Origin of the sequence: Thermoanaerobacterium sp. RBIITD, assembly GCF_900205865.1 — a bacterium.
Taxonomy (GTDB): Bacteria; Bacillota; Thermoanaerobacteria; order Thermoanaerobacterales; family Thermoanaerobacteraceae; genus Thermoanaerobacterium.
In genome coordinates this window covers 171,918-196,168 of record NZ_LT906662.1, presented here as the reverse complement: position 1 = coordinate 196,168, position 24,251 = coordinate 171,918, and the positions used below count along the sequence as shown (strand labels likewise).

Sequence of the window (24,251 nt, the reverse complement as noted above, 5' to 3'; positions counted from 1 at the left end):
ATAAAAGTGGATATAGCAATTTTAGGTGCAGGAAGCTGGGGAACGGCAATGGCTATACATTTAAACTCAATGGGGCATAATATATGTTTATGGACAAAAAATCCTAATCAATTGGAAGAGATAAAAAAAACACGGTACAATAAAAAATACCTTGATGTAATGGTCCCGGAAGAAATTGAAATAACTAATGATATAGGTTATGCTTTAAAGAATAAAAAAATAATAATTTTAGCTGTTCCTTCCCATGCTGTCAGAAATGTAGTAGAAGATATAAAAAATATCATTCAGGATGATGCAATAATCGTAAATTTAGCAAAAGGTATTGAAACAACCAGTTTAAAACGAATGTCTGAAGTTATCAATGAAATGATAGATAATCATGTTGTTGTGCTCTCTGGACCAAGCCATGCCGAAGAAGTCTGTAGGCATATACCAACTGCATGCGTTTTATCGTCAATAGATATAAAAGCATGTGAATATATTCAAGATGTTATGATGGACGAAAATTTTAGATTGTATATAAACAAAGATTTAATTGGCGTTGAATTAGGCGGCTCATTGAAGAATATTATTGCTCTTGGAGCCGGAATATCTGATGGACTTGGATTTGGCGATAATACAAAAGCAGCACTTATGACAAGAGGTCTCGCTGAAATTACAAGGCTTGGTGTTGCCTTAGGTTCAGATCCTTTGACATTTTTAGGGCTTACAGGTATGGGAGACCTTATTGTAACATGTACTAGTATGTTTTCGAGGAATAGAAGAGCTGGTATTAAAATCGGACAAGGGAAATCATTAAGCGATACTCTAGATGAAATTGGAATGGTTGTTGAAGGAATTAATACTACAAAATCAGCTTATAAATTGTCGAAAATTCACAATATTGAAATGCCTATTACAAATGAGATATATTCAATATTATTTGAAGGAAAAGACCCACGTAAAGCCGTTCATTCTTTGATGACTCGCAACAAAAAACATGAGATGGAAGATATATAATTTTTGTCCTTATTTTTATTCATATTTGCTCATTTCTCTCATATATATGTAGTGTTAAAGCATATAAAATCTAACATTTTGATTACACGAAAAGGAGGGAAATGATGTGGAAAATTACGATATTTATAAGGATATAGCTGAAAGAACAGAAGGAGACATTTATATAGGTGTAGTCGGACCTGTACGTACAGGGAAATCTACTTTTATAAAAAGATTTATGGATATCTTAGTATTACCAAATATCGATAATGTTAATCTAAGAGAAAGAGTACAGGATGAGCTTCCACAAAGTGCGGCAGGTAAAACTATCATGACGACAGAACCAAAATTTGTTCCGGAAAAGGCCATTGAGATAGCAATAAATGAAAACACGAAGTTTAGTGTACGACTTGTAGATTGCGTAGGTTATATGGTTAAAGGTGCAATGGGTTATCTTGAAGGTGAAAAACCGAGAATGGTGACTACACCGTGGTATGATTATGAAATACCTTTTGAAGAGGCAGCCGAGATAGGTACAAAGAAAGTTATAAATGACCATTCCACAATTGGGCTTGTAGTAACAACAGATGGAAGTATAACAGATATACCGAGGGAAAATTATCTAGAAGCCGAAGAAAGGGTTGTGAAAGAATTAAAAGATATACAAAAACCTTTTATAATCCTTTTAAATACGACACATCCAGAGGACCCCGAGACAATTAAAATAAGGAAAGATTTAGAAGAAAAATATGATGTGCCTGTTGTAGTTATAAATGTTTTGAAGATGGAAATCGATGATATTAAGAATATACTTGAAAAAGTATTGTTTGAATTTCCTATCACCGAATTGAACATTGACCTTCCAAGGTGGGTAGATGTATTGGAGAATGACCACTGGTTAAAGCAGAGCATAATGGAGTCCATAAAGCAAAGTATAAATGAATTATTTAGATTACGTGACGTAAAAAGAACGGCTGATGGAATTAAATCAAATGAAAATATGGCAGACGTTGTAGTGAAAAAAATAAATCCTGGGCAAGGAATAGCTGACATTGAAGTCAAGACGAAAGAAGGACTATTCTTTAAGATTTTAAGTGATGAATGCGGATTACAGATTCGCGGCGATAGAGATTTAATGCAGATGATGAAAGAGCTTGCATATGCAAAATCAGAATATGATAAGTTAAAGGATGCTTTAGAAGATGCTAAAAAGACAGGGGTTGGTGTAGTCCCTGCAAGCATCGATAATATGGAATTCGAAAAGCCTGAGATAGTTCGCCAAGGTGGTAGCTTCGCAGTAAGACTTAGAGCATCAGCTCCATCCCTCCACATCTTTAGGACTGACGTAACGACTGAAGTATCTCCGATTGTTGGAACTGAAAAGCAGAGTGAAGACTTTGTAAAATATATAACAGATCAGTTTGAAAATGACCCTGATAAGATATGGGAATCCAACATTTTCGGGAAATCCTTAAGTGATTTAGTGAAAGAAGGGATGCAGAGCAAATTAGGCAAAATACCTGAAAATGTCAGCTTAAAGTTGAGAGATACATTAGAACGTATTGTTAATGACGGGGGGGGAGGCATTATCTGCATCATATTGTAATACTTGATTTTTTAAGTAAGATGGTTTATAATATATTAACGTAAAATGTCTGGGTGTAGCGCAGCTGGTAGCGCGCCAGAATGGGGTTCTGGAGGTCGCTGGTTCAAATCCAGTCACTCAGACCATTTAAATAGCCAGTAACCGCAAGTATTTGCGGTTTTTTTATTATGGGCTTTAGCCTGTTGAGTTCGCATAGCGATTGAAACAAAAACCACCCGCTATGCCGGTGCGAGACAGAAGTTATACAAAAAATCACCTTTCCTCCATAATAGAGTTGTTCAAGCTACTATATAACAAAAGGAAAGGTGATTTAATGGCTAATAAATGAGATGAAATGGTACGCACAAATTAGATGTGCAAGTACTACATTGTGTTCACTTTTAGTATAGACGAAAAATAATTTATAATCAATACAAAGAAAGTATAAGTTTGTGTCAAGTAGTTGTTGGCAAATTTTTTTCTTCAAATTTTATCCGCATAATGTTTAATGTATTGTGAATTTTCGTGCAATTGTTATTACTCCATTCTTATCTTCATATTGCGCCTTTTATATGACTTTTAATTCACTTAAACATTTGTATCTGAGTATTTCTCTTATTGCTTTTCGACTGTTTGTCATTGCACAACCTTCAAACGGCATACCGCCTCTTTGTATGCGATATGTTTTTGCTTTTTTCTGCTTTTTGTTTACATCCGCTGCTGATAGTTTTATTTCTTCTTTTATCTCTGTTAATTTTTCTTTTGATATTATAACATTGAAGTATGTTTCTACTACACTATAAAGTTTTCCACTTGTCTTTAAGGCTAATATCTTTGCTAAATTGTTTGCACCTTTTTCTGTCCAACTCATTTTTCCTGCATTCATTCTGCTTGCTAATGTGTCAAATATATTGTTTTCCATTGTTCCTAAATGTTTGTATTCTATTCCTTCTGGGGCTTCTGGTATTTTTATTTCTTCTCTCTTTTGGTATGGTTTTATCCCTTCTTTATTGGCTACTAAATAGTTATATAGTTTTTCTAATTTCTTCATTTGCTTTTCATCATCTTTTTGCTCTATCATTAATTTTGCTATGTATTCTAGGCTTTCTTCTGCTTTTCCTTCATCTAGCATTTTCATTAATTTGCGGGCATCTTTTTTGTTCTCTACATTCCTTATTACTGCTTGGCTTTTATGAAATGGATCTAATTGAAAATATACTCCTTCTTCTCCCAAGCTTTCTTTAATCCAACTTGCTCCATCCCCATTTATTATCTTTATTTCTATTTCGTCTATGTTGTATTCTTTTGCTATCGTTGCATCTACTAATTCTTTAAATTCTTTGCTGCTTGCAAATCCTGCACATGCTATTTTATTATGTGTTATATATTCATTACTTCCTGGGCTTCTTTTTACCCATCCGTCGTATGCTACTGCTAATTTTATTTCTTTCTTCCCTCTGCTTTTTTTGCCTTTTGGTCTATCTTTGCCTTGCATAGATAACCATAATCCATCCATTTCTTGAAATAACATTTTTGTTTCTTTTTCTCCTCTTAATTTGTTTTCTTTGAATAGTTTTATATCTTGTTTTTCTAATTCCGCTATTTTCTCTCCAATCTTTTGTATTATATTCCATGCAGTTGTATGGCTTATGCTTTGATTTGTTAATGATTCTATATTTTTCGCTGCTTCTCTATATGATATTTCTGTTACATTTTCTACAACTTTTTCAATAAGATTTGTTGATATATGCCCTATTGTATCCATTTTTAAATACTCATCTAAAAGATAAACATATTCCTTTTTACCTTCACTATTTATATGTCCATAAATTCTTTTATCAAATTCAACAGTGCCCATAATTGTCTTTACGTTTGTATGCTTTTTACCTTTACACCTATATTCTTTTTTGTCCCTTTTTTCTAGTAGCATATCATCTATTTTCATAAGGATTTGAGCCATTATTTTACAAGCTTCTTCGCAGACTAATTTGTAAATTTCTACTTCTAAATCCTTGAAATTTATTTCATTTTCGTTTAAACTTATTTCTAGCATGTAATCACCTCTATAACGCTTTTTTGTTTTTTCTATTTAAACATTATAGCGGATGATTCATGTGAATGGAAGGTATCTTTTGGATGCCTTCCTTTTTCTATTTTTTACCGCCTACTAAAATTATACACTAAGAAAGTATTAGGGATATATTAAAACAATTATGCCAATATAAAGGAGTGGAAATCATAGAAGGGCATCTAATGTCGGATCATGTACACATGCTGGTAAGCATACCACCAAAAATTAGTGTGTCGAGCTTTATGGGATATTTAAAAGGGAAAAGTGCATTGATGATATTTGACAAACATGCAAATCTAAAGTATAAATTTGGGAATAGGCATTTTTGGGCAGAAGGATATTATGTAAGCACAGTAGGACTTAATGAGGTAACGATAAAAAAATACATCCAAGAGCAAGAAAAGCAAGATATCATGTTGGACAAATTGAGTGTAAAAGAATATGAGAACCTCTTTAAGGGGTAGCCCGTAGTACGTTTGGCCCTTTAGGGGCGAGCAAAAGTGACAAATGCATAGTGGCTTGAACAAAGTGAAAGCCAGCGCCTTTAGACGCTGGCTAGTAACAGAGGCTTATAGCCTCAGACCAAACCACCCGTTAGACGGGTGGTTATGATTTTTTGGTGTCGCATTTAATTTTACAATTAACCTCTTGACACGGAACCTCAAATTTATCTTTATTGACATGTAATGTTGTTATATATATAATATCTTTAAATGAATTTCAATTTTTTAAATATTATATTAAGGAGGATGAAAATGGAAAAGTATTTTAAAGTTACTACTAGGACAATAGTAGCTACAGGTTTAGGGGCAGCAATTTTTATGTTACTATTTATGTATGTTAAAATCCCATCTCCTATACCACAGACAAGTTTTCAAACAGCGTATGGTTTTGATGCATTTTTTGCAGTTTTATTTGGACCTATTGCGGGAGGACTCATTGCTTTTATTGGACATGCCTTAAGTGATGCATTGCAGTATGGTTCTCCTTGGTGGAGTTGGGTAATAGCAAGTGGTGTTGTTGGATTTATTTATGGTTTTGGATATAAGAATACTAACGTAGAAGAGGGAGAGTTTAAGACAAAAGATATTATAAAGTTTAATGTAATTCAAGTTATCGGGAATGTAATATCATGGTTAATAATTGCTCCAGCTCTTGATATTATAGTTTATGCTGAACCAGTTAATCGTGTTGTAGTTCAGGGAATTTTTGCTGCAATTATGAATTCAATAAGTGCAGGTGTTATAGGTACATTATTATTAATTGCATATGCAGCCACAAGGCCAAAAAAAGGTAGTATAGGGAGAAGTTAATTTGTTTATATTTTCATAACAAAATTTGGAGGAGTTCTATGTATATAAGTGAGCCAATAATCGAATTTAATAATTTTACATTTAAATATTATACTCAATCTGAACCTACTTTATTTAATATAAATTTAAAAATATATCCTGGTGAGAAGGTTCTTATATTAGGCCCAAGTGGTAGCGGGAAAAGTACTTTAGCTCATTGCTTAAATGGTTTAATTCCATTTGCTTATAAAGGTGATATAGAAGGAAGTTTAAAAGTTAAAGGATTTGATACACGGGACATGGATATATTTAAACTATCAAAATATGTTGGTACAGTATTACAGGATACAGATTCGCAATTTATAGGTTTAACGGTGGGGGAAGATATCGCATTTGCTTTAGAAAATCAAAATGTTCCACAAGATATAATGAGAAAAAGAGTAGAAGAAGTTGCAAGAATGGTAGGAATGGAAAATTTCTTGAAGTTTTCCCCTTTTGAACTTTCTGGAGGACAAAAGCAAAGAACTACATTAGCTGGGGTTTTAGTGGATGATGTTGATATTCTACTATTTGATGAACCATTGGCAAATTTAGATCCAGCAACAGGCAAAAAAGCTATTGAAATTATAGATGAAATTCATCAAAACACGAATAAAACTATTATTATAATAGAACATAGGATTGAGGATGTATTACACAGGCCAATTGATAGAATTATCGTTATACATGAAGGAAGAATTATAGCTGAACTTGATCCTCATCAACTTATGGGAAGTTCCATACTTAGTAATGTAGGAATAAGAGAACCTTTGTATATTTCTGCTTTGAAATATTCAAGTGTAAAAGTTTCAGAAGATATGTTACCTGGTTATATTTGGAGTTTAAAATTAAATTCTTCAGAAAAGAAAAAAGTTTATGATTGGTATTATTTAAATATAGATAAAAGTGGAAATAAAGATTTAGGCAAAGAAGTATATCCTTTGCTGAAAGTTAAAAATCTCAGTTTTTCTTATGAAAAAAAAAAGCATTAAAAAATATTAATCTTGAAATTTATAAAGGAGAAATGATTTCTATTGTTGGGAAAAATGGAGCAGGCAAGTCGACTTTTGCAAAAGTTTTATGTGGTTTTATAAAAGAAGATAGTGGTAGTATTTATTATAATGGCGAAAATATTGCTAACAAAACGATAAAAGAAAGAGCCGAGATTATTGGATTTGTAATGCAAAATCCTAATCAAATGATAACAAAAAATATCGTATTTGATGAAATAGCTCTCGGTCTTAAATTAAGAGGAATAAGCAATAACGAAATTGAAGAAAGAGTAAAGAGGATTGCTAGTATTTGTGGTTTATCACCTTTTCTTAATTGGCCTGTTTCCGCTCTAAGTTATGGACAGAAAAAAAGAGTTACTATTGCTTCTATCCTTGTATTAAATCCCCAAATTATAATATTAGATGAACCTACAGCTGGACAAGATTATAAACACTACTCAGAAATTATGGATTTTTTGCTGGAAATTAATTTATTAGGTACAACAATTATTCTAATAACTCATGATATGCATTTGATGTTAGAATACACTGATAGGACTATAGTTTTATCAGATGGTGAAATAATTGCAGATGATAAACCATCAGTGATTTTAACCGATAAAGAGGTCATAAGGAAAGCAAATTTAAAGGAAACGTCCTTATATACTTTGTCACAGATGATTGGAATTGAAGATGAAACTAAATTTGTACAAAATTTTATTAATTATGAAAGGTCGGTGAGAAGTGTAAATGCAAAGTAAACTATTTTTATATAACATAGAGGATACTTTTATACACAGACTTTCCGGCCTTACTAAATTGGTAAGTTTCTTATTCTTAACATCAGCAGTAATGTTTTCATATGACATAAGAGTGGTTTTAGCAATTCTTATTTTTTCTGTTGCTCTTTTAAAAATTGCGAAAATAAAATTTGAACAAATTAAAATAATGATAATTTATGTTCTTATTTTTCTAATATTTAATGAAATAATAACATTTTTGTTTTCTCCCGAAGAAGGGGTAAAAATCTATGGAACAAGGCATGTAATATTGCAAATTTATGGTAGGTATAATTTAACTTTGGAGCAATTGTTATATCAAACAACGAAATTTTTTAAATATATCTCAGTAATTCCATTAGGTATAATATTTATATTAACAACTAATCCAAGTGAACTTGCTTCTTCATTGAACAAAGTCGGTGTAAATTATAAATTATCTTTTGCAGTAGCACTTACATTAAGATATTTTCCTGATGTCCAGAGGGACTACATGGATATTAGTTTAGCTCAACAAGCAAGAGGTATAGACCTATCTTATAAAGCTAAATTTAAGGATCGATTTAAAAATGCGTTATTTATTATAATTCCTTTAATTTTTTCAACATTAGATAGGATAGAACATATAAGCAATGCAATGGACTTAAGGGGTTTTGGTAAATATAAAACTCGTATTTGGTATACAACGAAAAAAATGGGGATAGATGATTATTTTGCTATATTTGTTTCACTTCTTATTTTTGTTATTGCAGTTTTAATTTCTATATTTGTAAATCATAGTAGATTTTATAATCCTTTTATTTAAGAATACTTTTTATTTTAGGGGTGGTAAATAGTAATGTACAAGCTCTTAGTTTTTCAAAGTGATTTTGGTATGGCTGATGGTGCTGTTGCTGCAATGTTAGGAGTAGCATTAGGTGTTCATAAAGACCTTAAAATATCTCATATTACTCATGATATAACACCATATAATATATGGGAAGCTTCATATAGATTATTTCAAACAGTTCCATTTTGGCCTGAAGGAACAGTTTTTGTTTCGATAGTTGATCCAGGGGTTGGGACATCGAGGAAGTCTATTGTTGCTTTTACTAAAGATGGACACTATATTGTTACTCCAGATAATGGGACTCTAACACATTTAAAAAAGTTTGCGGGTATTACAAAGGTAAGGGAAATAGATATTAGCATTTATAGACGTCCTAATTCTGAAGAATCGCATACCTTTCATGGAAGAGATATATATGCATATATAGGTGCAAAATTGGCTTCGGGGCAGATAGATTTTATTGATGTTGGTCCAGAAGTACCTTTAGAAAGTATAGTTGAATTAGAAACAAGAGAAACAGTTAAAACTCAAAATAGTATAAAAGGTAATATAGATATATTAGATGTCCGATTTGGAAATGTTTGGACTAATATAACTAAAGATGAATTTTTATCATTAGGATTTAAATATGGTGAAAGAGTTGAAGTAATAATAAAAAATGGTTCAACAATTGTTTATAATAACAGGATCCCTTTTGGGAAATCTTTCATGGACGTTTATATAAGTGAACAAATTATATATGTAAATTCTTTGTTAAGGATGGCGATTGCTATAAATCAAGGCAATTTTGCCAAAGCTTATAATATAGGATTTGGATTACATTGGACTGTTAAATTTATAAAGTCTGTTTAAAAAAACAATAGTTTATAGAAAAATTAAGTTATTGACCTAATGGTAGTATTATTGTACAATAAAGTAAACAGTGTGTAACCGCAAGGGCATTAGCTGGTAAGGTAGGATATTACCTTACCAGCTTTTAATTATGGGCTTTAGCCTGTTGAGTTCGCATAGCGATTGAAACAAAAACCACCCGCTATGTGGGTGCGAGACAGAAGTTATACAAAAAATCACCTTTCCTTCATAATAGAGTTGTTCAAGCTACTATATAACAAAAGGAAAGGTGATTTAATGGCTAATAAATGAGATGAAATGGTACGCACAAATTAGATGTGCAAGTACCACATTGTGTTCACTTTTAGTATAGACGAAAAATAATATATAATCAATACAAAGAAAGTATTAGGGATATATTAAAAGAACTATGTCAATATAAATGAGTGGAAATTATAGAAAGACATCTAATGCCGGATCATGTACACATGCTGGTAAGAATACCATCAAAAATTAGTGTGTCTAGTTTTATGGAATACTTAAAAGGGAAAAGTGCATTGATGATATTTGGCAGACATGCAAATTTAAAGTATAAATTTGGGAATAGGCATTTTTGGGCGGAAGGATATTATGTAAGCACTGTAGGACTTAATGAGGCAACGATAAAAAAATACATCCAAGAGCAAGAAAAGCAAGATATCATGTTGGACAAATTGAGTGTAAAAGAATATGAGAACCCCTTTAAGGGGTAGCCCGTAGTACGTTTGGCCCTTTAGGGGCGAGCAAAAGTGACAAATGCATAGTGGCTTGAACAAAGTAAAAGCCAGCGCCTTTAGACGCTGGCCAGTATCAGAGGCTTATAGCCTCAGAGCAACCACCCGTTATACGGGTGATCATGATTTAAAATAGAACTAAATTGGTTGACAAATTCGAATAAAAAATTATTAAGGTCAAATGAAAAGGTAACTTCCACTTTGCAGGATTAACTTCAACAGGAATAGATATTCAGATAAAAGTTTGAGATAAAAATCATTTAAGTTTTATTTGTAAGATTAATTTCTACTGTTCAATGGGATAGGGGGTGGAAATTACTTTTTCAATTAACCAAAAAAATTATTAACATCAGAATCTGCTTAAAATATAATAAAAATATAGCAATGATAACGAGGCCCATCGTTCCGAGCTTACCGCCGAACGTGAAAATACGTACCGGGAGTTTACCCGGATAAGGGATGAAGTGCAGGAACGGTGGTTCCATATTGCAATTTTAAAATATCGTTAAAAGCTATTGAATTTTATTACGGTTACTGATATAATAATATTACGGTTACTGATATAATAATTATAGTAAGCGAACTAACTTGGAGGTGTAAGATTGAGAGATAACGTGAAAGGCGGTGCGCTAACAGAAGTGACTTTTTACATTTTGCTTTCCCTGTATACACCAAGGCATGGATATGCTATTATGCAGTTTATTGAAGAAAAAACAGCAGGACGGCTTTCTTTAGGAGCAGGAACACTCTATGGAGCATTGAATGCTTTGCAAAAAAAGGGATGGATTGCTTTTCACGGGGATAATGAGGGAAGAAAGAAAGAGTATTTCATCACAAAAGCAGGCAAGGAAATTGCAGAGAAAGAACTGGTAAGACTGCAAGAACTTATTCAGGTCGCAACTGAAATCATTGGGGGGTAAACTTTATGAGTAAAAAGTATTATCGCTTTTATGATGGTTTATTATCAGCGCAGGAAAATTGGCTGAACAAAATGGCGAAAAAAGGTTATCGCTTAGTCCGCACTGGTAAACTACTTTATGAATTCGAAGAATGCGCGCCGGGACAATTTGAATATCGGATTGAGTTCATAGGTCATAAATCAAAAGAGGACGTAACAGATTATTGCAATTTCTTAGAGGATTTGGGTTATAAAGTGTTTTTCAAAAACATCAATTTGAATTATTCAATTGGGAAATTACGTTATCGCCCATGGGCTGAAAAAGGTGGGCGCATAGCAACAAATTCAACAACGTTTGACCGTGAATTGCTTATTGTTGAGAAAAAAAACGATGGTAGGGAATTTGAATTGCATACTTCCTATGAGGATAAGTTGAAATACTGCAAATCTTTGAGAAACGCTTGGCTTTGGTTTCTTTTATTGTTTGTAATTTTGGGTTGTGTGCAACGTTCCATCGTTTGGGGCATTGGCGGGTTGCTCGTCCTTATTCCAATCACCGCGTATCAATCTGAAATTATTAAAATCAGACACAATGCTAAGATAAGGGAGTGGTGACTATGCAAAACAAAAATAAATCATTTAATGGCAAAAAGCTTATTATTACATTAGTTGCTGTTATTGCTCTTGCGGCGATTATGCAATTTACCGGACTTGCTTCATTTGGTTCATATGTGAAAGTTCTCTTTTTTGAGAACAAGGGTGAAAGCAACTGGGGTGCCCACTACTATATGCTCACTGGAAATCTAAGCAAAATTTTGCACTTAGGAGATGAGGAATGCTACTTAGATATAAATGTTAAAACTGATGCAGGAAATATCAGTTTGCTAATAAAAGGTGCAGATGGAACAACGTATTTTCACAAAGAAAATATACAAACGTCTTCATATAGTGTTACCGCAACTGGTACTGTAAGGGCAACTGTAATTGCAGAAGGGCATCGGGGTAGTTTTTCGATAGAAAAGCATAATGCCAAATCTACCAATCCCTAATTATTGGTAACATAACTTGCTGAATTAATGCCAGATACGTAGTGGCAAATAATTATCAAATAATTATGTATAGCTGCTTTCTACGTTGTGCTTTTTCACAAGTTATGCTAGCAAAATGTAACAGCCGGTTAAAAGACTGTCTAAATACTGACAATCTGCGCTCAGCAGGTATTAAGAAAGCTAAAACCTTTGCTTTATTAAATTGTATTACACTTGTTGCAGGTACTATTGCCGTTAATGTTAATGTATCATTACCAAAGGTAGCTTATTAAATTTTCAAAGTTCATAAGTTATCCACAGGCATTGATATGCTTAGCTTTGCTATTGCCTTTTTTAGCTTCAAAAATTAAAGTTTAATTGTGCAATTTCCTCATGTACGTATTTTGTCTTATGTGTGTTAAATTAATTTTTTTAAAAAGTTATGATGTAAGATGTAAAATGATATAGAATAATACTTTGTTGAAAATTTAAGTTATTTATCGTAAAATAACCTGACTTTTGCAGTAAAAAAGGATAAAAAATGCCCATAAGTCCTTTAAAATAAAGGCTTCTGGGCTTTTTGTTTTTGTCAATAAGTTGTAGCGGAAAATGTCATTTTTTTACTTCCCCTAAAATTTTTTTAATTTCTCCTAAGCGCATATATTTCCGCCCAAAATCAATATCTAGTTCTTTACCTATATCTTCGAGAACATCATTATTAAAATCAAAAAGATAATAGTTCTCCTGAATGTAACTGCAGGATGCTTTAGCTAGACTTTCAAGTATAGCTGAAGCGGAATATTTGCCCTTCAGCCTGTATTCAAGTATTCTTACGATTACAAGTGCTATAAAGCATATCAGAAAATGAGCGTCAATATGCTCCTTCAACGATAAATACACCGGCCTGCTTTCAATATCGCTTTTAGTTACTTTGAAAGCTTCTTCTATTTTCCATAAACCACGATACATTTCAATAACTTTATCATCAGATTCCTTGTATTCACTGGTAACTATTGCATAATATCCATCAAACTTCTCTTCTTCTTTTAGTTTTTCCTCATCAAATGCTAGATGCTGACGAGCACTTTCCAATATTTCACCAGTTTCCTCATCAAAAATAAGATTTTTTACATATTTAGCAGCACCATAAGATGTTGATTTATTGTATTTTGCCGGATTTTTAATCAAATCTTTAGCTTTTTCTATTGCAGAAGCTCTCTCATATTTTGCCTTTAAAGCATATTCTTCACTATAGAAAACAACCTGCTTCTCATCAACTATCTTTTTCATCTTTCTCCCTTTAGTGGTAGTTACTAATATTTCTCTTGGATAAAGTCTGGATTTTATTTTGAAGTTGTTTCCTTTGTAAGTATATCCATTTTCATCAAGAACATATTTTTTAAATTCCTTATCTGCACAGCGAACAGAGTAGCTGAATACATATCCATTACCAGTAGATAAAGTATACCAGATATTATCACCAGTAATAATACCTTTATCAGCAACAACAATAATTCTTCCCAAAGAATAATCATGTTGTATCCTTCTTAGCATAGGCATAAGTGTAGTTTTGTCTGGAGCATTCCCTGGAAAAAGTTTATATGTAATGGGGATGCCATTGGTATCCATAAATAATCCCATCTGCACAATCGGATCCGGTCTGTGTTCTTTAGAAACTCCTTTTTTACGCAATTCATCCTGCTCATCAATTTCAAAATAATAGTTAGTAACATCATAGTAAACCAAATCTGTATTACGGTCATACAGGGACTTAACGCGCTCATGAATCCAAAGTTGTAAAGCATCACTATGCTTGTTGAAAAAAGTAAGACATCTATAAACATCATCCAAAGAAAAATCAAATTTCTCAAAGAATATATCTTTATTTTCATAAGTCTTTTTCTTTGAAGCAGGATAAAGCAAGCGTGAGAATACCAGAAGCTTCATAATGGCATTAGCATCAAATTCTTCTTTTGAGTGACGTTGTCTGTTTCTTAAAAATTTATCTATTTCAATCTCATGATAAACTTTACTAAAAGCAGCATAGCCAAAGTTTTTACGGTTATCCGTATTAGCTAAAAGTTTTTCATCTGGGAAAAAACTAAGCGTAATTGGAGCCTTTTTCATAGCCTTTTGTTTGTTCAATTCTTTAACCTGCTGTTCAAAAAATGCAATGGGGTCATCGTATTGTTTTTGAAGTTCATCAAGATATCCAAGAGATTTAATTGTAACGGTCCTAGTATGTCCTCTTTCTTTATCACGATAACCATCTGCAATAGAAAGATAAATTCTTCCAGAACTATGCTTACTTTTCTTTAAATACACCTTAAACTCCCCCAATAAAATTCAATATGACTATATTATACCATAATCCATAATAATCCGCAACCAAAATATGACAAAATTTTAAAATAAATTTACCCGAAATCATCAGTAAAATTAATGGTTTCGGGTTACGTTACATAAAAATTTGCTGCAAAACTAGGGTGTGTGTTTACAACAGGAATTCCATAAGAATCAAAGCATGTTACGACTCCAAAATGCACAATTTCTCCTTTTTCCTCATAGCAGATGAGATCGCCTTTTTGCAGTTCTCGTATTGCACCGGCTGGATGTGTATCAGATGGCTTTACCATATTAGTGTATGTGCCTTGTGCAATAAGCCTTCCTTTCCCATTGTATATAAGATAGTTGAATAATGCGGGAGCTTGTGCCCATGCTGTGCTTGAATCACGACCGTTGAAATTCCACACGTAATCCATTTTAAGTCCGCCGCCCTCATGCAGCACTTGTGAAGCAAAATTTGTGCAGTCACCGCCGACACCATTGTAATCTCTGTACTTTTTATTGTATTCATAATTGTTTCCGCTGCCCCAAGCAGCACCGGCATATGTATCAGCGTATCTTACAGCACCTTCGCGATCGTAATTTCCTTTTTTCTTATTTTGGCTTTCACCTGCCGGAGTTGAATTTGCAGGCGATATCTCCGGGGCGATACCGTCGGCTGGGCTGATATCTATGAATGCGGAATATTCATCTAGAGGATCGTAATACCAATCGCGGCGAATGACCCATTTGCCATCAATTTTTACCAGTTGTATTGAATGGCGGATACCTAGTCCCATGTAGTTAATTATGCTAGGCTTTACATTATATTCATATCCCATTTTCATCGTTTCCACCAAATACAGCCATATAGATTGTTCACCTACTTTTATGCTTTTAATTCTGTATATTGATTGAGCTTCAGTGAATTTTAGATTTCTTTTTTCTGACCAACCTTTTACATAATTAATTCGCCTCATCTCATGTTCTAATGCCCATTTTCCATATGTATTTGCTGTATCGTAGTATTTCTCTATATCTTTAATGTTTCCACTTAGAAGTACATTGCCGCGGGATTCAAAAAACGCATCTAAAAAAGGCTTTATTTCCTCTTTGTTATCTGCTACTGTAGATAATGTTTTATTGAAAAATAATATTCCCCAAATGCTTATTAATACTAATATTAGCAAGGGAATTGCTATCTTGTAATATTTGTTTAGTGGCAATAAATATCCCTCCCTGTCTAAACATTCATAATAAATAATATGTCTTAATAAAATAAATAATACTATGCAATTATTATTCTTGAATTATATATAATTGTATAATTGGAGAGTCAAAAATACATGATATGATAGAAAAATAAGTTTTAAAAATTTACATAATACATCACCACCTGAGTGCATACTGTGATTTGTTTTTTTCAGATTATTCTTATAGAGGGCAGGATATACATTTCAAGCCAATCTTTAAAGAGAAAATATTTTATTACTTATGTTACGGAAAAGGGGATTTATATAAAAATAGTATGCTTACAATTGGCTTAAGTGGTATAATAATACATAAGGTAATCAGAAACAGGATGTGGTTGCCGCCTTCTTATGTCTAAAGAAAGGATGTGGTGTGATATAGGTACATATCAAACAATCCAGATTATGATAGCTTTCGGTATGTTTATCATATCACTAATCTTCTTAGTTGTTAACATGACAAGGTATAGCAAAAATAGAAAAAATAGTCACCTGCTTGACCAAAACCCCTCTGTGGCAATCGTACTTTTGCAGTTCGATTGTTATTCTTAATTATATTATAACACATAAGCTGTAAAGGTAGACACGTCTAAAAATAAATTTAATTTATTGTAAAAGCTTATACGCAGAAAATTGGAGTGGTTATATGGCTAAAATTTTGGTTTGTGATGATGAAAAATCTATATTAAATATGCTTAAAATACTTTTAGAAAAAGAAAAATATGAAGTAATATGTGTAGAAAATGGAAAAGAGGTCATTGAAGTATTAAAAAATCAGATACCAGATTTAATAATATTAGATGTCATGTTGCCTGATGAAAGCGGATTCGATATTTTAAAAAAAATTTCCCCTATGTATAAAATTCCTATAATAATGCTTACAGCCAAAAACGACATTATTGATAAAGTACTTGGTTTGGAATTTGGTGCGGATGATTATATAACAAAACCATTTGATACTCGTGAGCTTATTGCTAGAGTAAAAGCTTTGTTGAGAAGAATGGAAGAAGTAAAGGTAAATAAAAATATTTATTCTTTTGGAGAATTAACGGTCAATTTTGATCAGAAAATTGTGAAAAAGAAAGGGAAAATTGTAAATCTTACACCAAAAGAATTTGACCTCCTGAAAGTGTTGATAGAAGCAAAGGGAAGTGTTTTAACAAGAGATGAGCTTCTTGATAAAGTATGGGGATATGACTATTATGGCGATACCAGAACTGTTGATATACACATATTAAGACTAAGAAAAAAGATTGAGGATGATACACAAAGACCAACATATATTCAAACTGTTTTTGGCTTTGGGTATAAATTTGCTATAGAATAAAAACAAATTCAAAAAAATTTATAAAACTGTAGCAAGATTGAAATCGGAATGTTACAAAAATGAAATAATTGGCTTTTATAATGTAGTATATAAAATATATATTAAAAAATATATGGAGGTGTTAGTATGAGGAAGACATCTTTGTTTGTTACCATGCTGATTATATTCAATTTTTTGTTAATGACATCATCAGCAAGGGCTAGCAATTTAACTAGTGCAAATTATATTCTTAACGCAAATACTCAGATTAAGGAATACGTAAATGCTTTAAACAATTCTCTTGTAGATGAGGCAACTCAGAAGAAAATGTATGACTTCTTTGCTGATTCGAATTCTAATCTTGCAAATTATATAGCTAGTCGGCACAGTATATATGCAGAATGGGCTAAAAATAATAATGTTAAGTTTACAAATATTTCAGTTAATATAAATATTGGCAATATGAAGTATGATAATGGAAAGATATTTGCTAATTTATATACAATAACTACTGTTACATATGAATATTTAAGTGGAAAAGGCGCTGGAATACCTAATACTTTCAAATTTAGTGAGGCACATGATTTAGTTTTAGAAAATAAAAATGGTATATATAAAATTATAAAGGACAATTTTTACGATTCACTAAGACCAGATTTATCTGAAGACCACGTAAATATGAAAGTATTTGATTATAATATAGATAATAATGATAATAATACTGACAGTAATGCTTTAATGAATCAAAATTCTATAATACCAGACAGCTATAAAACAGTATATTACCAGACAGCTGCAGCTGCAGCATATGCAGATAAATGGACAGATAATAGTGGTAGCAGAGGTACAATACACAATCCTAATTATAATTATTATACTAATAATGATTGTGCTAATTTCGTTTCACAATGTATGGGGGATAGTAGTGCTGGAAATCTTCCAACAGATGGGACATGGTATCCATACTCATTAGCTTGGATAAATGCAAATTCATTATATAATTATATTGTTAATAATAGAGGATGGCTAAGAGCATATAGTACATCTACTTCTTATTTGAGTAGTTATGCTAAACAAATGAAAGTTGGAGACTTAGTGTTTTATAGATGGTCTACATCTGGAACTACAAAAGATCATGTGGCTATCGTTGTTGGCTTTGATTCTGCAGGAAATCCATTAGTTGATGCTCATACAAGTAATAGATGGCATTATCCTTGGAGCTTGTATTCATCTAATACTACTTTTTGGTTAGTTGGAGTCAATGCATCTGTAACAGTTCCGCAAAATCAATGATAAAGTAATTAAACTTAAATTTATTAGAGTTGGAATATAGACGAGATTTAATGTTAATATTAATATAAATCTCGTCTATATTAAAAATTAATTTGATTGGGGTGTTGATGTGAAACCTATAAAACTATTATCAATTCTATTTATTTGTTTTATATGTATAATTGTTTTAACTGCATGTAACAAAATAGATAATGGAAATATCAAGCAAATTAAAACAGATAAAGATGCTTCTATAAATATGACGGTTGAAGACGAAAATGCAACTAAAGTCATTTATGAATTTTATAAACTTGTTGTAGAAAAGAAGCCTAATGAATATGTAAATTTGTATACAGAACAGATGAGAAATTTATTGAAAGAACAAAATGTAAAAGATGATACAAAGTATATAAAAAGTGCAGATATAAAAGAAATAGAGTTTTTAAAAGATATGCCTCAAGAAAAAGGAACGCAAGAATACAAAGTAAAAATCGATCTTCAATATGAAAATGTGCCTGAAGATTTAAAATCCGTAGCAATTTCTGGAGAAAGGATATTATTTATCACATTAAAGTTTGAAGATGGTGGATGGAAAATTGCATCAATTGGAACGGGACCATAGGTGATAAATAATGAAAATTAGGACAAAAATATTAATATGTTATATAAGTGCATTTACTGTTACAATCATATTAATAGGTTATTTTATGTTTAACATAATAACTAATTACATTGTTAAAAATACAGTTAATAATCTAATTGATAGTTTAAATAGAGAAATATACCTGGCAGAAGATAATATAACTGATCCTGAAATATTGCTTAGGGAATATGCTGATAACATTGCTTTGAATTTAAGTGGAAATAATATTTTTGTAAAGCTATATGACAATAAAACTTTAATTAGCCATTTAGAAAATGATCTCGACAATCTAAATAACAGAAGTAAAAATAATAAGATAGATGTAGTTGTTGAAAATGCTTTAAATGGAAGTAAAGTATATAAAGTCGATAGAAATGTATTATATTTAGCGTTACCAATAAAATTTGGGAATGAAATTATTGGAGCAGTTGAGTATATATATCCACTTAAAAATGAATTAATGAATATAAATTTCATTAAAATGATTTTTGAAGTATTTGGATTGGTATCTGTTATAATTATTTTTTTAGTTAGTTTTTATATTTCACGTATTATAACAAAACCTATAAAACGACTTGACAATGCAGCAAAAAATTTTTCGGATGGAAATTTCGAAATAATACCGATTATAACAAAAGATGAAATTGGAAATCTTACGAGGACATTTAATCAAATGGCGGAAATAATATCAAAACAAATTAGAGATATAGCTATTGAAAAAAATAAACTAAATAGTGTTTTATCTGGACTTAGTGAGGGTGTTATTGCTTTCAACGAGAAGAGGGATAGTATTGTATTCAAAAATCAAAAAGTAGATGAATTAATTGGAGAAAATATTCAAAATTATATTTTTGATATTGTAGATAAGACATATAAAGATAAAAGAATTATCGAAGAATTACAAGTAAATGGTAAAATATTAAATATTGAAAGTTTTTTGTGTGATGGATATTGTATAATTGTTATAAAAGATGTAACTTTAGATAAGGAATTAATAGAAAAACAAAAGAAATTTGTTTCAAATATTTCTCACGAATTAAAAACACCTATAACTACTATTATAGGTTTTATACAGATATTAAAAGATGGTAAAAAATATGATCAGAATGTTTTAAATTATCTTGAAAGTGAAGCAAATAAATTAAAAAAGCTTGTTTTAGAAATCCTTGAATTATCAAGGCTTCAATCATATGAATTGAAACTTCAAAAGAAAACTGTGAATTTAAGCCATATGTTATTAAAGATATGCGAAAACATAAATCTAAAAGCTTCAAAATTTGATATATCAATAAAGATAAAAGTTCAAAATGGGATAAACGTGATTGTAGATGAAGATAAGGTTTCTCAGGCAATAATTAATATTCTTGATAATGCAATTAAATATTCAAAACCGCATCAACAAATAGATGTATTATTATACAAAAATTGCAACCAAGATATTGTAATTGAGATTAAAGACCATGGTATAGGAATTCCGGAAAATGAAATATGCCATATATTTGATAGATTTTACAGAGCAAAAAATGCTTTATCTATAGGTGGAAATGGACTTGGCTTGACGATTGTAAAAGAGATTATAGAAAAGCACGGTGGGAAAATTGAAGTTGTGAGCACAATAAATAGCGGCAGTACTTTTAGAATGGTATTGCCTCAAAATTCGTGAAAAAGGGGCTGTTGCACAACTGACTGAATAGGTCATAGTGCATCAGTCTCTTTTTATACGCAAAAAAGTAATTGCAGGTTCCAAAGAACCTGCAATTACTGTATAATTAAGTTATGCAAAAAAGTAAATTATACAATAAGAATTATACACAATTTAATGGATGTTATCAATTAGTTCTTCCATTAAATTGTGAAATGTTAATACCAGAGGATGATTCGGTTCGCCTGCTTAGCCAAATATTGGAGGGATTGAATTACGAAAAGTTGTACAAGGCATATTCTTTCACTGGAAGAAAACCTGCAGTAGAGCCAAAAATCCTGTTTAAGGTATTAACTTATGCTTACATGAATAATATTTATTCCAGCAGAAAGATAGAAAGTGCATGCAAAAGGGATATTAATTTTATGTGGTTGCTTGAAGGAAGCAAAGCACCTGACCACTCTACTATTGCCAGATTCCGCAAGGAATATCTCGCCGATGCGATGGAAGATTTGTTTTATCAGTTGGTACAGCATCTCCATGAAATAGGTGAAGTAAAGTTTGAGCATCTCTTTGTAGACGGTACAAAGATTGAAGCCAATGCTAACCGCTATACATTTGTATGGAAAAAGGCTATTAATAAAAATCAGGCAAAGATGTTTACAAAAATACAATCTTGCATAGAATCAATTAATCTTACGTATATGACTAATTTTACTGTTACTAAAGAAACTTTATTGGATGACATAAAAAAGATAATTGACTATCTTAAAAAGAAAAAAGAAGAAGAGCAGATAGAATTTGACCAATAGGAATCATCTATAGGACTTCAGCAAGTGGTTACCGTTCAGAAATTACTGTATACGAATGTGAAGACTGCAACAATTGTCCATATAAATCAAAATGTACAAAAGCACGAGGCAACCGAAAGATGCATGTATCAAAAACATTTGTAGAGAAGCGACAAATATCTTATGAGAATATCACATCTGAGGAGGGAATTCTCCTGAGAGTTAATCGTTCAATACAGGTAGAAGGTGCTTTTGGAGTTCTAAAAAATGATTACCAATTTAATAGATTTTTAACACGTGGGAAAAACAGTGTAAAAACGGAGTTTATGCTGTTATGTTTTTCCTACGATGTAAACAAACTGCATGCAAAAATACAGAATGAGAGATGTGAAAAGCACCTTCATGGAATAAAAATAGCCTGAGATTTGAAGAAAAAAATTACAGAAAGCCCAAGGCTTATTTAAGTGCGCCTAAAACTCAACAATCATAGAAAATCAGATGAATTACATATATTTTCATGATTGTTTTTTCATTTTTATACAGCCTTTTTACATTAAAATGGGGTATTGCAAACTACTTTAAAGTAGTTTTGCAACAGCCCCTTTTTTTAAGGCATTGGGCTCAATGATCCACTTTACAACGATGAGACATTTTTAACTTTTAAATTGATTTCCTTAGAATTTAAAGATATGATCAAATGCTTAAGCACAAATGGACTGCTTTTAAGCGATAAGCTACCTCTTCTAATAAACTGCGGTGTAAGTACAATCACAGTGACAATAAATGCTATAGATCCTAACATAGGTAAAGAAATATACGATTATGCAATTTATAAAGATAATACGTACAGAGGAATAGATGCAGCAAAATTGCTTATAGAAAAACAGCTAGAAGGCATAGAAGCTGCTTGTGACAACGGCTTACTTGTGAAGGTCAATACTGTCTTGATACCTGGCATAAACGATAAGCACATAGATGATATAGCAAAAAAATAAAGAAACTTGGTGTTGCCAATCATGAACATAATGCCGCTTATTCCACAAGCTGAATTTTCACATTTAAAAGCTCCCAAGTGCAATGAACTTGAAAAAAGTGAGGCTTCAAAATTCAAAAATTATAAGCCAGATGTACCACTGCAGACAGTGCAGAGCTGATGCGGCAGGACTTTTAGGTGATGACATATGAAAATCAAAGCATACGTAAACCCCGGCTTTATAGAAGATGTGCTTAAAGATTATTTGATAAATTCCGTTGGTGGTGATTAACAATGAAAGACCAAAAAATTATTTTGCTAATATTATCTATCTTTTTAATCATTTTAATGGTAACAGGATGCGATATAAATGCCATTGAAAGCAGCAATAAATCCTTGACAGTTTTTGTTGCTGCAAGCTTAAAAGATTCTATGGATACAGTTGTCAAGCAGTTTGAAAAATTAAATCCAGGTGTAAAAATAATCTTAAATTCTGCTGGAAGCCAGACATTGAGGACGCAAATAGAACAAGGAGCATACGCTGACATATTTATTTCTGCTGATGAAAGAAACATGACACCACTTTACAGCGAAAATCTTGTTGAGGCACCTAAAACATTATTATATAACAAGCTTATTGTAATCGCATATAAAGATAGCAGTATAAATAGCTTTATGGATATAAAAAACTCCGGAGTGAAATTAGCTCTTGCAGATGAATCTGTCCCTGCCGGTAAATATGCACTTGATATGCTGTCAAAAATCGATGCTGACTATAAAGGGTTCAAGGAAGCAACACTTAATAATGTCGTCACAAAAGAAGTAACTGTTACAGATGTTGCACAAAAGGTTGCAATGGGTGAAGCAGACGCTGGCATTGTTTATGTAACTGATGCAAAGCCATTTTCTGAAAAAATAAAAGTTATTAACATACCTGATAAATACAATGTCATTGCAACATATCCTGCTGCTATCGTTAAAAATACTAAATACAAGACTTTATCTTCGAAATTTCTTGATTTTTTATTAAATGGAGATGGTAAAAAGATATTAAAGGATTATGGATTTATAATGAAAGAATAATTATTAAAGAGGTGTTTCAAATGGCGTATATTTATTTGCCTATATCAATTTTAATTTTTTTCTTATTAATACCTTTTATTTCGCTAATAATTAAAACTCCTTTAAATATAATGGTAGCTGAAATCACATCTAGTCCTGCAATCAATGCACTACTCCTTAGTATCATATCATCCAGTGTAACTGTCGTCATCACATTTTTATTTGGAACACCTCTTGCATACTATATTGCATTTAAAAAAGGAAAGATATCTACATTTGCCGAATACCTTGTTGACATACCTGCAGTTTTACCACCTGCAGTTGCAGGAATTGCCCTTTTGATGGCATTTGGTAGAGAAGGCATCATAGGAAAATTTTTGAGTTCAATAGGCATACAAATATCATTTACAGTGATAGCCGTAATATTAGCGCAGATTTTCATATCATCCACATACTACATCAAAGTAGCTTATTCTTCATTTATGTCTGTCGATAGAACAATATGGGAAGAATCATAATTAATCGGTGTCAACGATTTTAAACTGATGACAGCCATATACATACCGATAACAAAGAGATTTCTCATAACTGGACTTATAAGCACATGGGCAAGAGCTATTGGCGAATTCGGAGCAACTATAATCTTTGCCGGTAATCTAGAGGGAAAAACGAGAACAATGCCGCTAGCCATATACACTGCAATGCAAAGTGACTTAAATTACGCTTTAAGCCTTTCTGTCATAATGGTCATGTGCTCTTTTATCATAATCTACCTTTGCAGGTTTATGATAAAAAAAGATGTTGACAGATTTTAAAAAATATCCCGGCTTCTTAATGTACTTCCTATCAAGTAGACAGTAAAAAGTTCTTAATGGCGTCAATCATTTGATTA

Annotated in this window: 25 protein-coding genes, 1 tRNA gene and 2 pseudogenes; 25 read left to right on the top strand and 3 right to left on the bottom strand. The window is 31.8% G+C overall.

All coding sequences use genetic code 11. The features are described from left to right. Positions 1 to 6 precede the first annotated feature (6 nt). The 3 genes from CPG45_RS00970 to CPG45_RS00960 all read left to right on the top strand — a co-directional run bounded on the left by CPG45_RS00970 (position 7) and on the right by CPG45_RS00960 (position 2,709). Positions 7 to 999, top strand: coding sequence for an NAD(P)H-dependent glycerol-3-phosphate dehydrogenase (locus CPG45_RS00970; protein WP_096230216.1), 993 nt, complete (start codon positions 7 to 9; stop codon positions 997 to 999). Between the two features lie 106 nt (positions 1,000 to 1,105). Continuing rightward, positions 1,106 to 2,584, top strand: a complete 1,479-nt coding sequence (spoIVA, locus tag CPG45_RS00965) for a stage IV sporulation protein A (protein WP_096230215.1) — start codon at positions 1,106 to 1,108, stop codon at positions 2,582 to 2,584. Positions 2,585 to 2,633: 49 nt separating this feature from the next. After that, positions 2,634 to 2,709 (top strand) — tRNA-Pro (locus CPG45_RS00960). 422 nt (positions 2,710 to 3,131) lie between these two features. Here the strand turns inward: CPG45_RS00960 and CPG45_RS00955 are convergent. Continuing rightward, on the bottom strand, positions 3,132 to 4,616 hold the full coding sequence (locus CPG45_RS00955; protein WP_096230214.1) for an ISLre2 family transposase: 1,485 nt from the start codon (positions 4,614 to 4,616) through the stop codon (positions 3,132 to 3,134). 137 nt (positions 4,617 to 4,753) lie between these two features. Between CPG45_RS00955 and tnpA (CPG45_RS00950) the strand changes: the two are divergent. The 10 genes and pseudogenes from tnpA (CPG45_RS00950) to CPG45_RS00910 form a co-directional block, all read left to right on the top strand. Next, positions 4,754 to 5,098: pseudogene (tnpA, locus tag CPG45_RS00950) on the top strand (IS200/IS605 family transposase); the annotation flags it as partial. A gap of 291 nt (positions 5,099 to 5,389) precedes the next feature. Continuing rightward, the gene (locus CPG45_RS00945; protein ID WP_096230213.1) at positions 5,390 to 5,947 is read left to right on the top strand and encodes an ECF-type riboflavin transporter substrate-binding protein; all 558 of its coding nucleotides are present in this window, start codon (positions 5,390 to 5,392) and stop codon (positions 5,945 to 5,947) included. Between the two features lie 38 nt (positions 5,948 to 5,985). Next, complete coding sequence (locus tag CPG45_RS18410) at positions 5,986 to 6,957, top strand: ATP-binding cassette domain-containing protein (RefSeq protein WP_197702826.1); 972 nt, start codon at positions 5,986 to 5,988, stop codon at positions 6,955 to 6,957. Positions 6,958 to 6,989: 32 nt separating this feature from the next. After that, complete coding sequence (locus CPG45_RS18405; protein ID WP_197702825.1) at positions 6,990 to 7,718, top strand: energy-coupling factor ABC transporter ATP-binding protein; 729 nt, start codon at positions 6,990 to 6,992, stop codon at positions 7,716 to 7,718. After that, complete coding sequence (locus CPG45_RS00935) at positions 7,708 to 8,541, top strand: energy-coupling factor transporter transmembrane component T family protein (RefSeq protein ID WP_096230212.1); 834 nt, start codon at positions 7,708 to 7,710, stop codon at positions 8,539 to 8,541. The genes CPG45_RS18405 and CPG45_RS00935 overlap by 11 nt, the downstream gene beginning before the upstream one ends. 33 nt (positions 8,542 to 8,574) lie before the next feature. Beyond that, positions 8,575 to 9,417 (top strand): SAM hydrolase/SAM-dependent halogenase family protein, encoded by an 843-nt coding sequence (locus tag CPG45_RS00930; RefSeq protein WP_096230211.1) that lies wholly within the window; start codon positions 8,575 to 8,577, stop codon positions 9,415 to 9,417. Positions 9,418 to 9,732: 315 nt separating this feature from the next. Continuing rightward, positions 9,733 to 10,148 (top strand): annotated as a pseudogene (gene tnpA / locus CPG45_RS00925) (IS200/IS605 family transposase). 623 nt (positions 10,149 to 10,771) lie between these two features. Then, entirely contained in the window at positions 10,772 to 11,089 is a 318-nt protein-coding gene (locus CPG45_RS00920; RefSeq protein WP_096230210.1) for a PadR family transcriptional regulator, read from the top strand. Between the two features lie 5 nt (positions 11,090 to 11,094). Beyond that, positions 11,095 to 11,682 (top strand): DUF2812 domain-containing protein, encoded by a 588-nt coding sequence (locus CPG45_RS00915; RefSeq protein ID WP_096230209.1) that lies wholly within the window; start codon positions 11,095 to 11,097, stop codon positions 11,680 to 11,682. A gap of 2 nt (positions 11,683 to 11,684) precedes the next feature. Next, entirely contained in the window at positions 11,685 to 12,116 is a 432-nt protein-coding gene (locus CPG45_RS00910; RefSeq protein WP_096230208.1) for a hypothetical protein, read from the top strand. 591 nt (positions 12,117 to 12,707) lie between these two features. Here the strand turns inward: CPG45_RS00910 and CPG45_RS00905 are convergent. Both CPG45_RS00905 and CPG45_RS00900 read right to left on the bottom strand, forming a co-directional pair. Then, the gene (locus tag CPG45_RS00905; protein WP_096230207.1) at positions 12,708 to 14,420 is read right to left on the bottom strand and encodes an IS1634 family transposase; all 1,713 of its coding nucleotides are present in this window, start codon (positions 14,418 to 14,420) and stop codon (positions 12,708 to 12,710) included. Between the two features lie 128 nt (positions 14,421 to 14,548). Then, positions 14,549 to 15,622 (bottom strand): amidase domain-containing protein, encoded by a 1,074-nt coding sequence (locus CPG45_RS00900; protein ID WP_502695810.1) that lies wholly within the window; start codon positions 15,620 to 15,622, stop codon positions 14,549 to 14,551. A gap of 399 nt (positions 15,623 to 16,021) precedes the next feature. On the opposite strand from CPG45_RS00900, the gene CPG45_RS18060 reads away from it, so the two are divergent. The 12 genes from CPG45_RS18060 to CPG45_RS17235 all read left to right on the top strand — a co-directional run bounded on the left by CPG45_RS18060 (position 16,022) and on the right by CPG45_RS17235 (position 24,174). After that, complete coding sequence (locus CPG45_RS18060) at positions 16,022 to 16,222, top strand: putative holin-like toxin (RefSeq protein WP_096230205.1); 201 nt, start codon at positions 16,022 to 16,024, stop codon at positions 16,220 to 16,222. Between the two features lie 94 nt (positions 16,223 to 16,316). Next, positions 16,317 to 16,997, top strand: coding sequence for a response regulator transcription factor (locus CPG45_RS00890; RefSeq protein WP_096230204.1), 681 nt, complete (start codon positions 16,317 to 16,319; stop codon positions 16,995 to 16,997). Between the two features lie 126 nt (positions 16,998 to 17,123). Continuing rightward, on the top strand, positions 17,124 to 18,269 hold the full coding sequence (locus CPG45_RS00885; protein ID WP_096230203.1) for an amidase domain-containing protein: 1,146 nt from the start codon (positions 17,124 to 17,126) through the stop codon (positions 18,267 to 18,269). Between the two features lie 109 nt (positions 18,270 to 18,378). Further along, the gene (locus CPG45_RS00880; protein WP_096230202.1) at positions 18,379 to 18,870 is read left to right on the top strand and encodes a hypothetical protein; all 492 of its coding nucleotides are present in this window, start codon (positions 18,379 to 18,381) and stop codon (positions 18,868 to 18,870) included. A 10-nt stretch (positions 18,871 to 18,880) separates the two neighbouring features. Continuing rightward, positions 18,881 to 20,554 (top strand): HAMP domain-containing sensor histidine kinase, encoded by a 1,674-nt coding sequence (locus CPG45_RS00875; protein WP_096230201.1) that lies wholly within the window; start codon positions 18,881 to 18,883, stop codon positions 20,552 to 20,554. 113 nt (positions 20,555 to 20,667) lie between these two features. Further along, a complete protein-coding gene (locus CPG45_RS18400; protein WP_502695796.1) occupies positions 20,668 to 21,345 on the top strand; it encodes a transposase in 678 nt (225 codons plus the stop codon). Then, positions 21,342 to 21,746 (top strand): transposase, encoded by a 405-nt coding sequence (locus CPG45_RS18395; protein ID WP_502695809.1) that lies wholly within the window; start codon positions 21,342 to 21,344, stop codon positions 21,744 to 21,746. The genes CPG45_RS18400 and CPG45_RS18395 overlap by 4 nt, the downstream gene beginning before the upstream one ends. Before the next feature lie 243 nt (positions 21,747 to 21,989). Beyond that, on the top strand, positions 21,990 to 22,319 hold the full coding sequence (locus tag CPG45_RS17250; RefSeq protein ID WP_231968915.1) for a radical SAM protein: 330 nt from the start codon (positions 21,990 to 21,992) through the stop codon (positions 22,317 to 22,319). 21 nt (positions 22,320 to 22,340) lie between these two features. After that, complete coding sequence (locus tag CPG45_RS17245) at positions 22,341 to 22,478, top strand: hypothetical protein (protein WP_231968913.1); 138 nt, start codon at positions 22,341 to 22,343, stop codon at positions 22,476 to 22,478. A 113-nt stretch (positions 22,479 to 22,591) separates the two neighbouring features. Then, complete coding sequence (gene modA / locus CPG45_RS00855; protein ID WP_096230200.1) at positions 22,592 to 23,380, top strand: molybdate ABC transporter substrate-binding protein; 789 nt, start codon at positions 22,592 to 22,594, stop codon at positions 23,378 to 23,380. 20 nt (positions 23,381 to 23,400) lie between these two features. After that, entirely contained in the window at positions 23,401 to 23,877 is a 477-nt protein-coding gene (locus CPG45_RS17240) for an ABC transporter permease (RefSeq protein ID WP_231968912.1), read from the top strand. Positions 23,878 to 23,904: 27 nt separating this feature from the next. Further along, complete coding sequence (locus tag CPG45_RS17235; RefSeq protein ID WP_231968910.1) at positions 23,905 to 24,174, top strand: hypothetical protein; 270 nt, start codon at positions 23,905 to 23,907, stop codon at positions 24,172 to 24,174. Positions 24,175 to 24,251 lie beyond the last annotated feature (77 nt).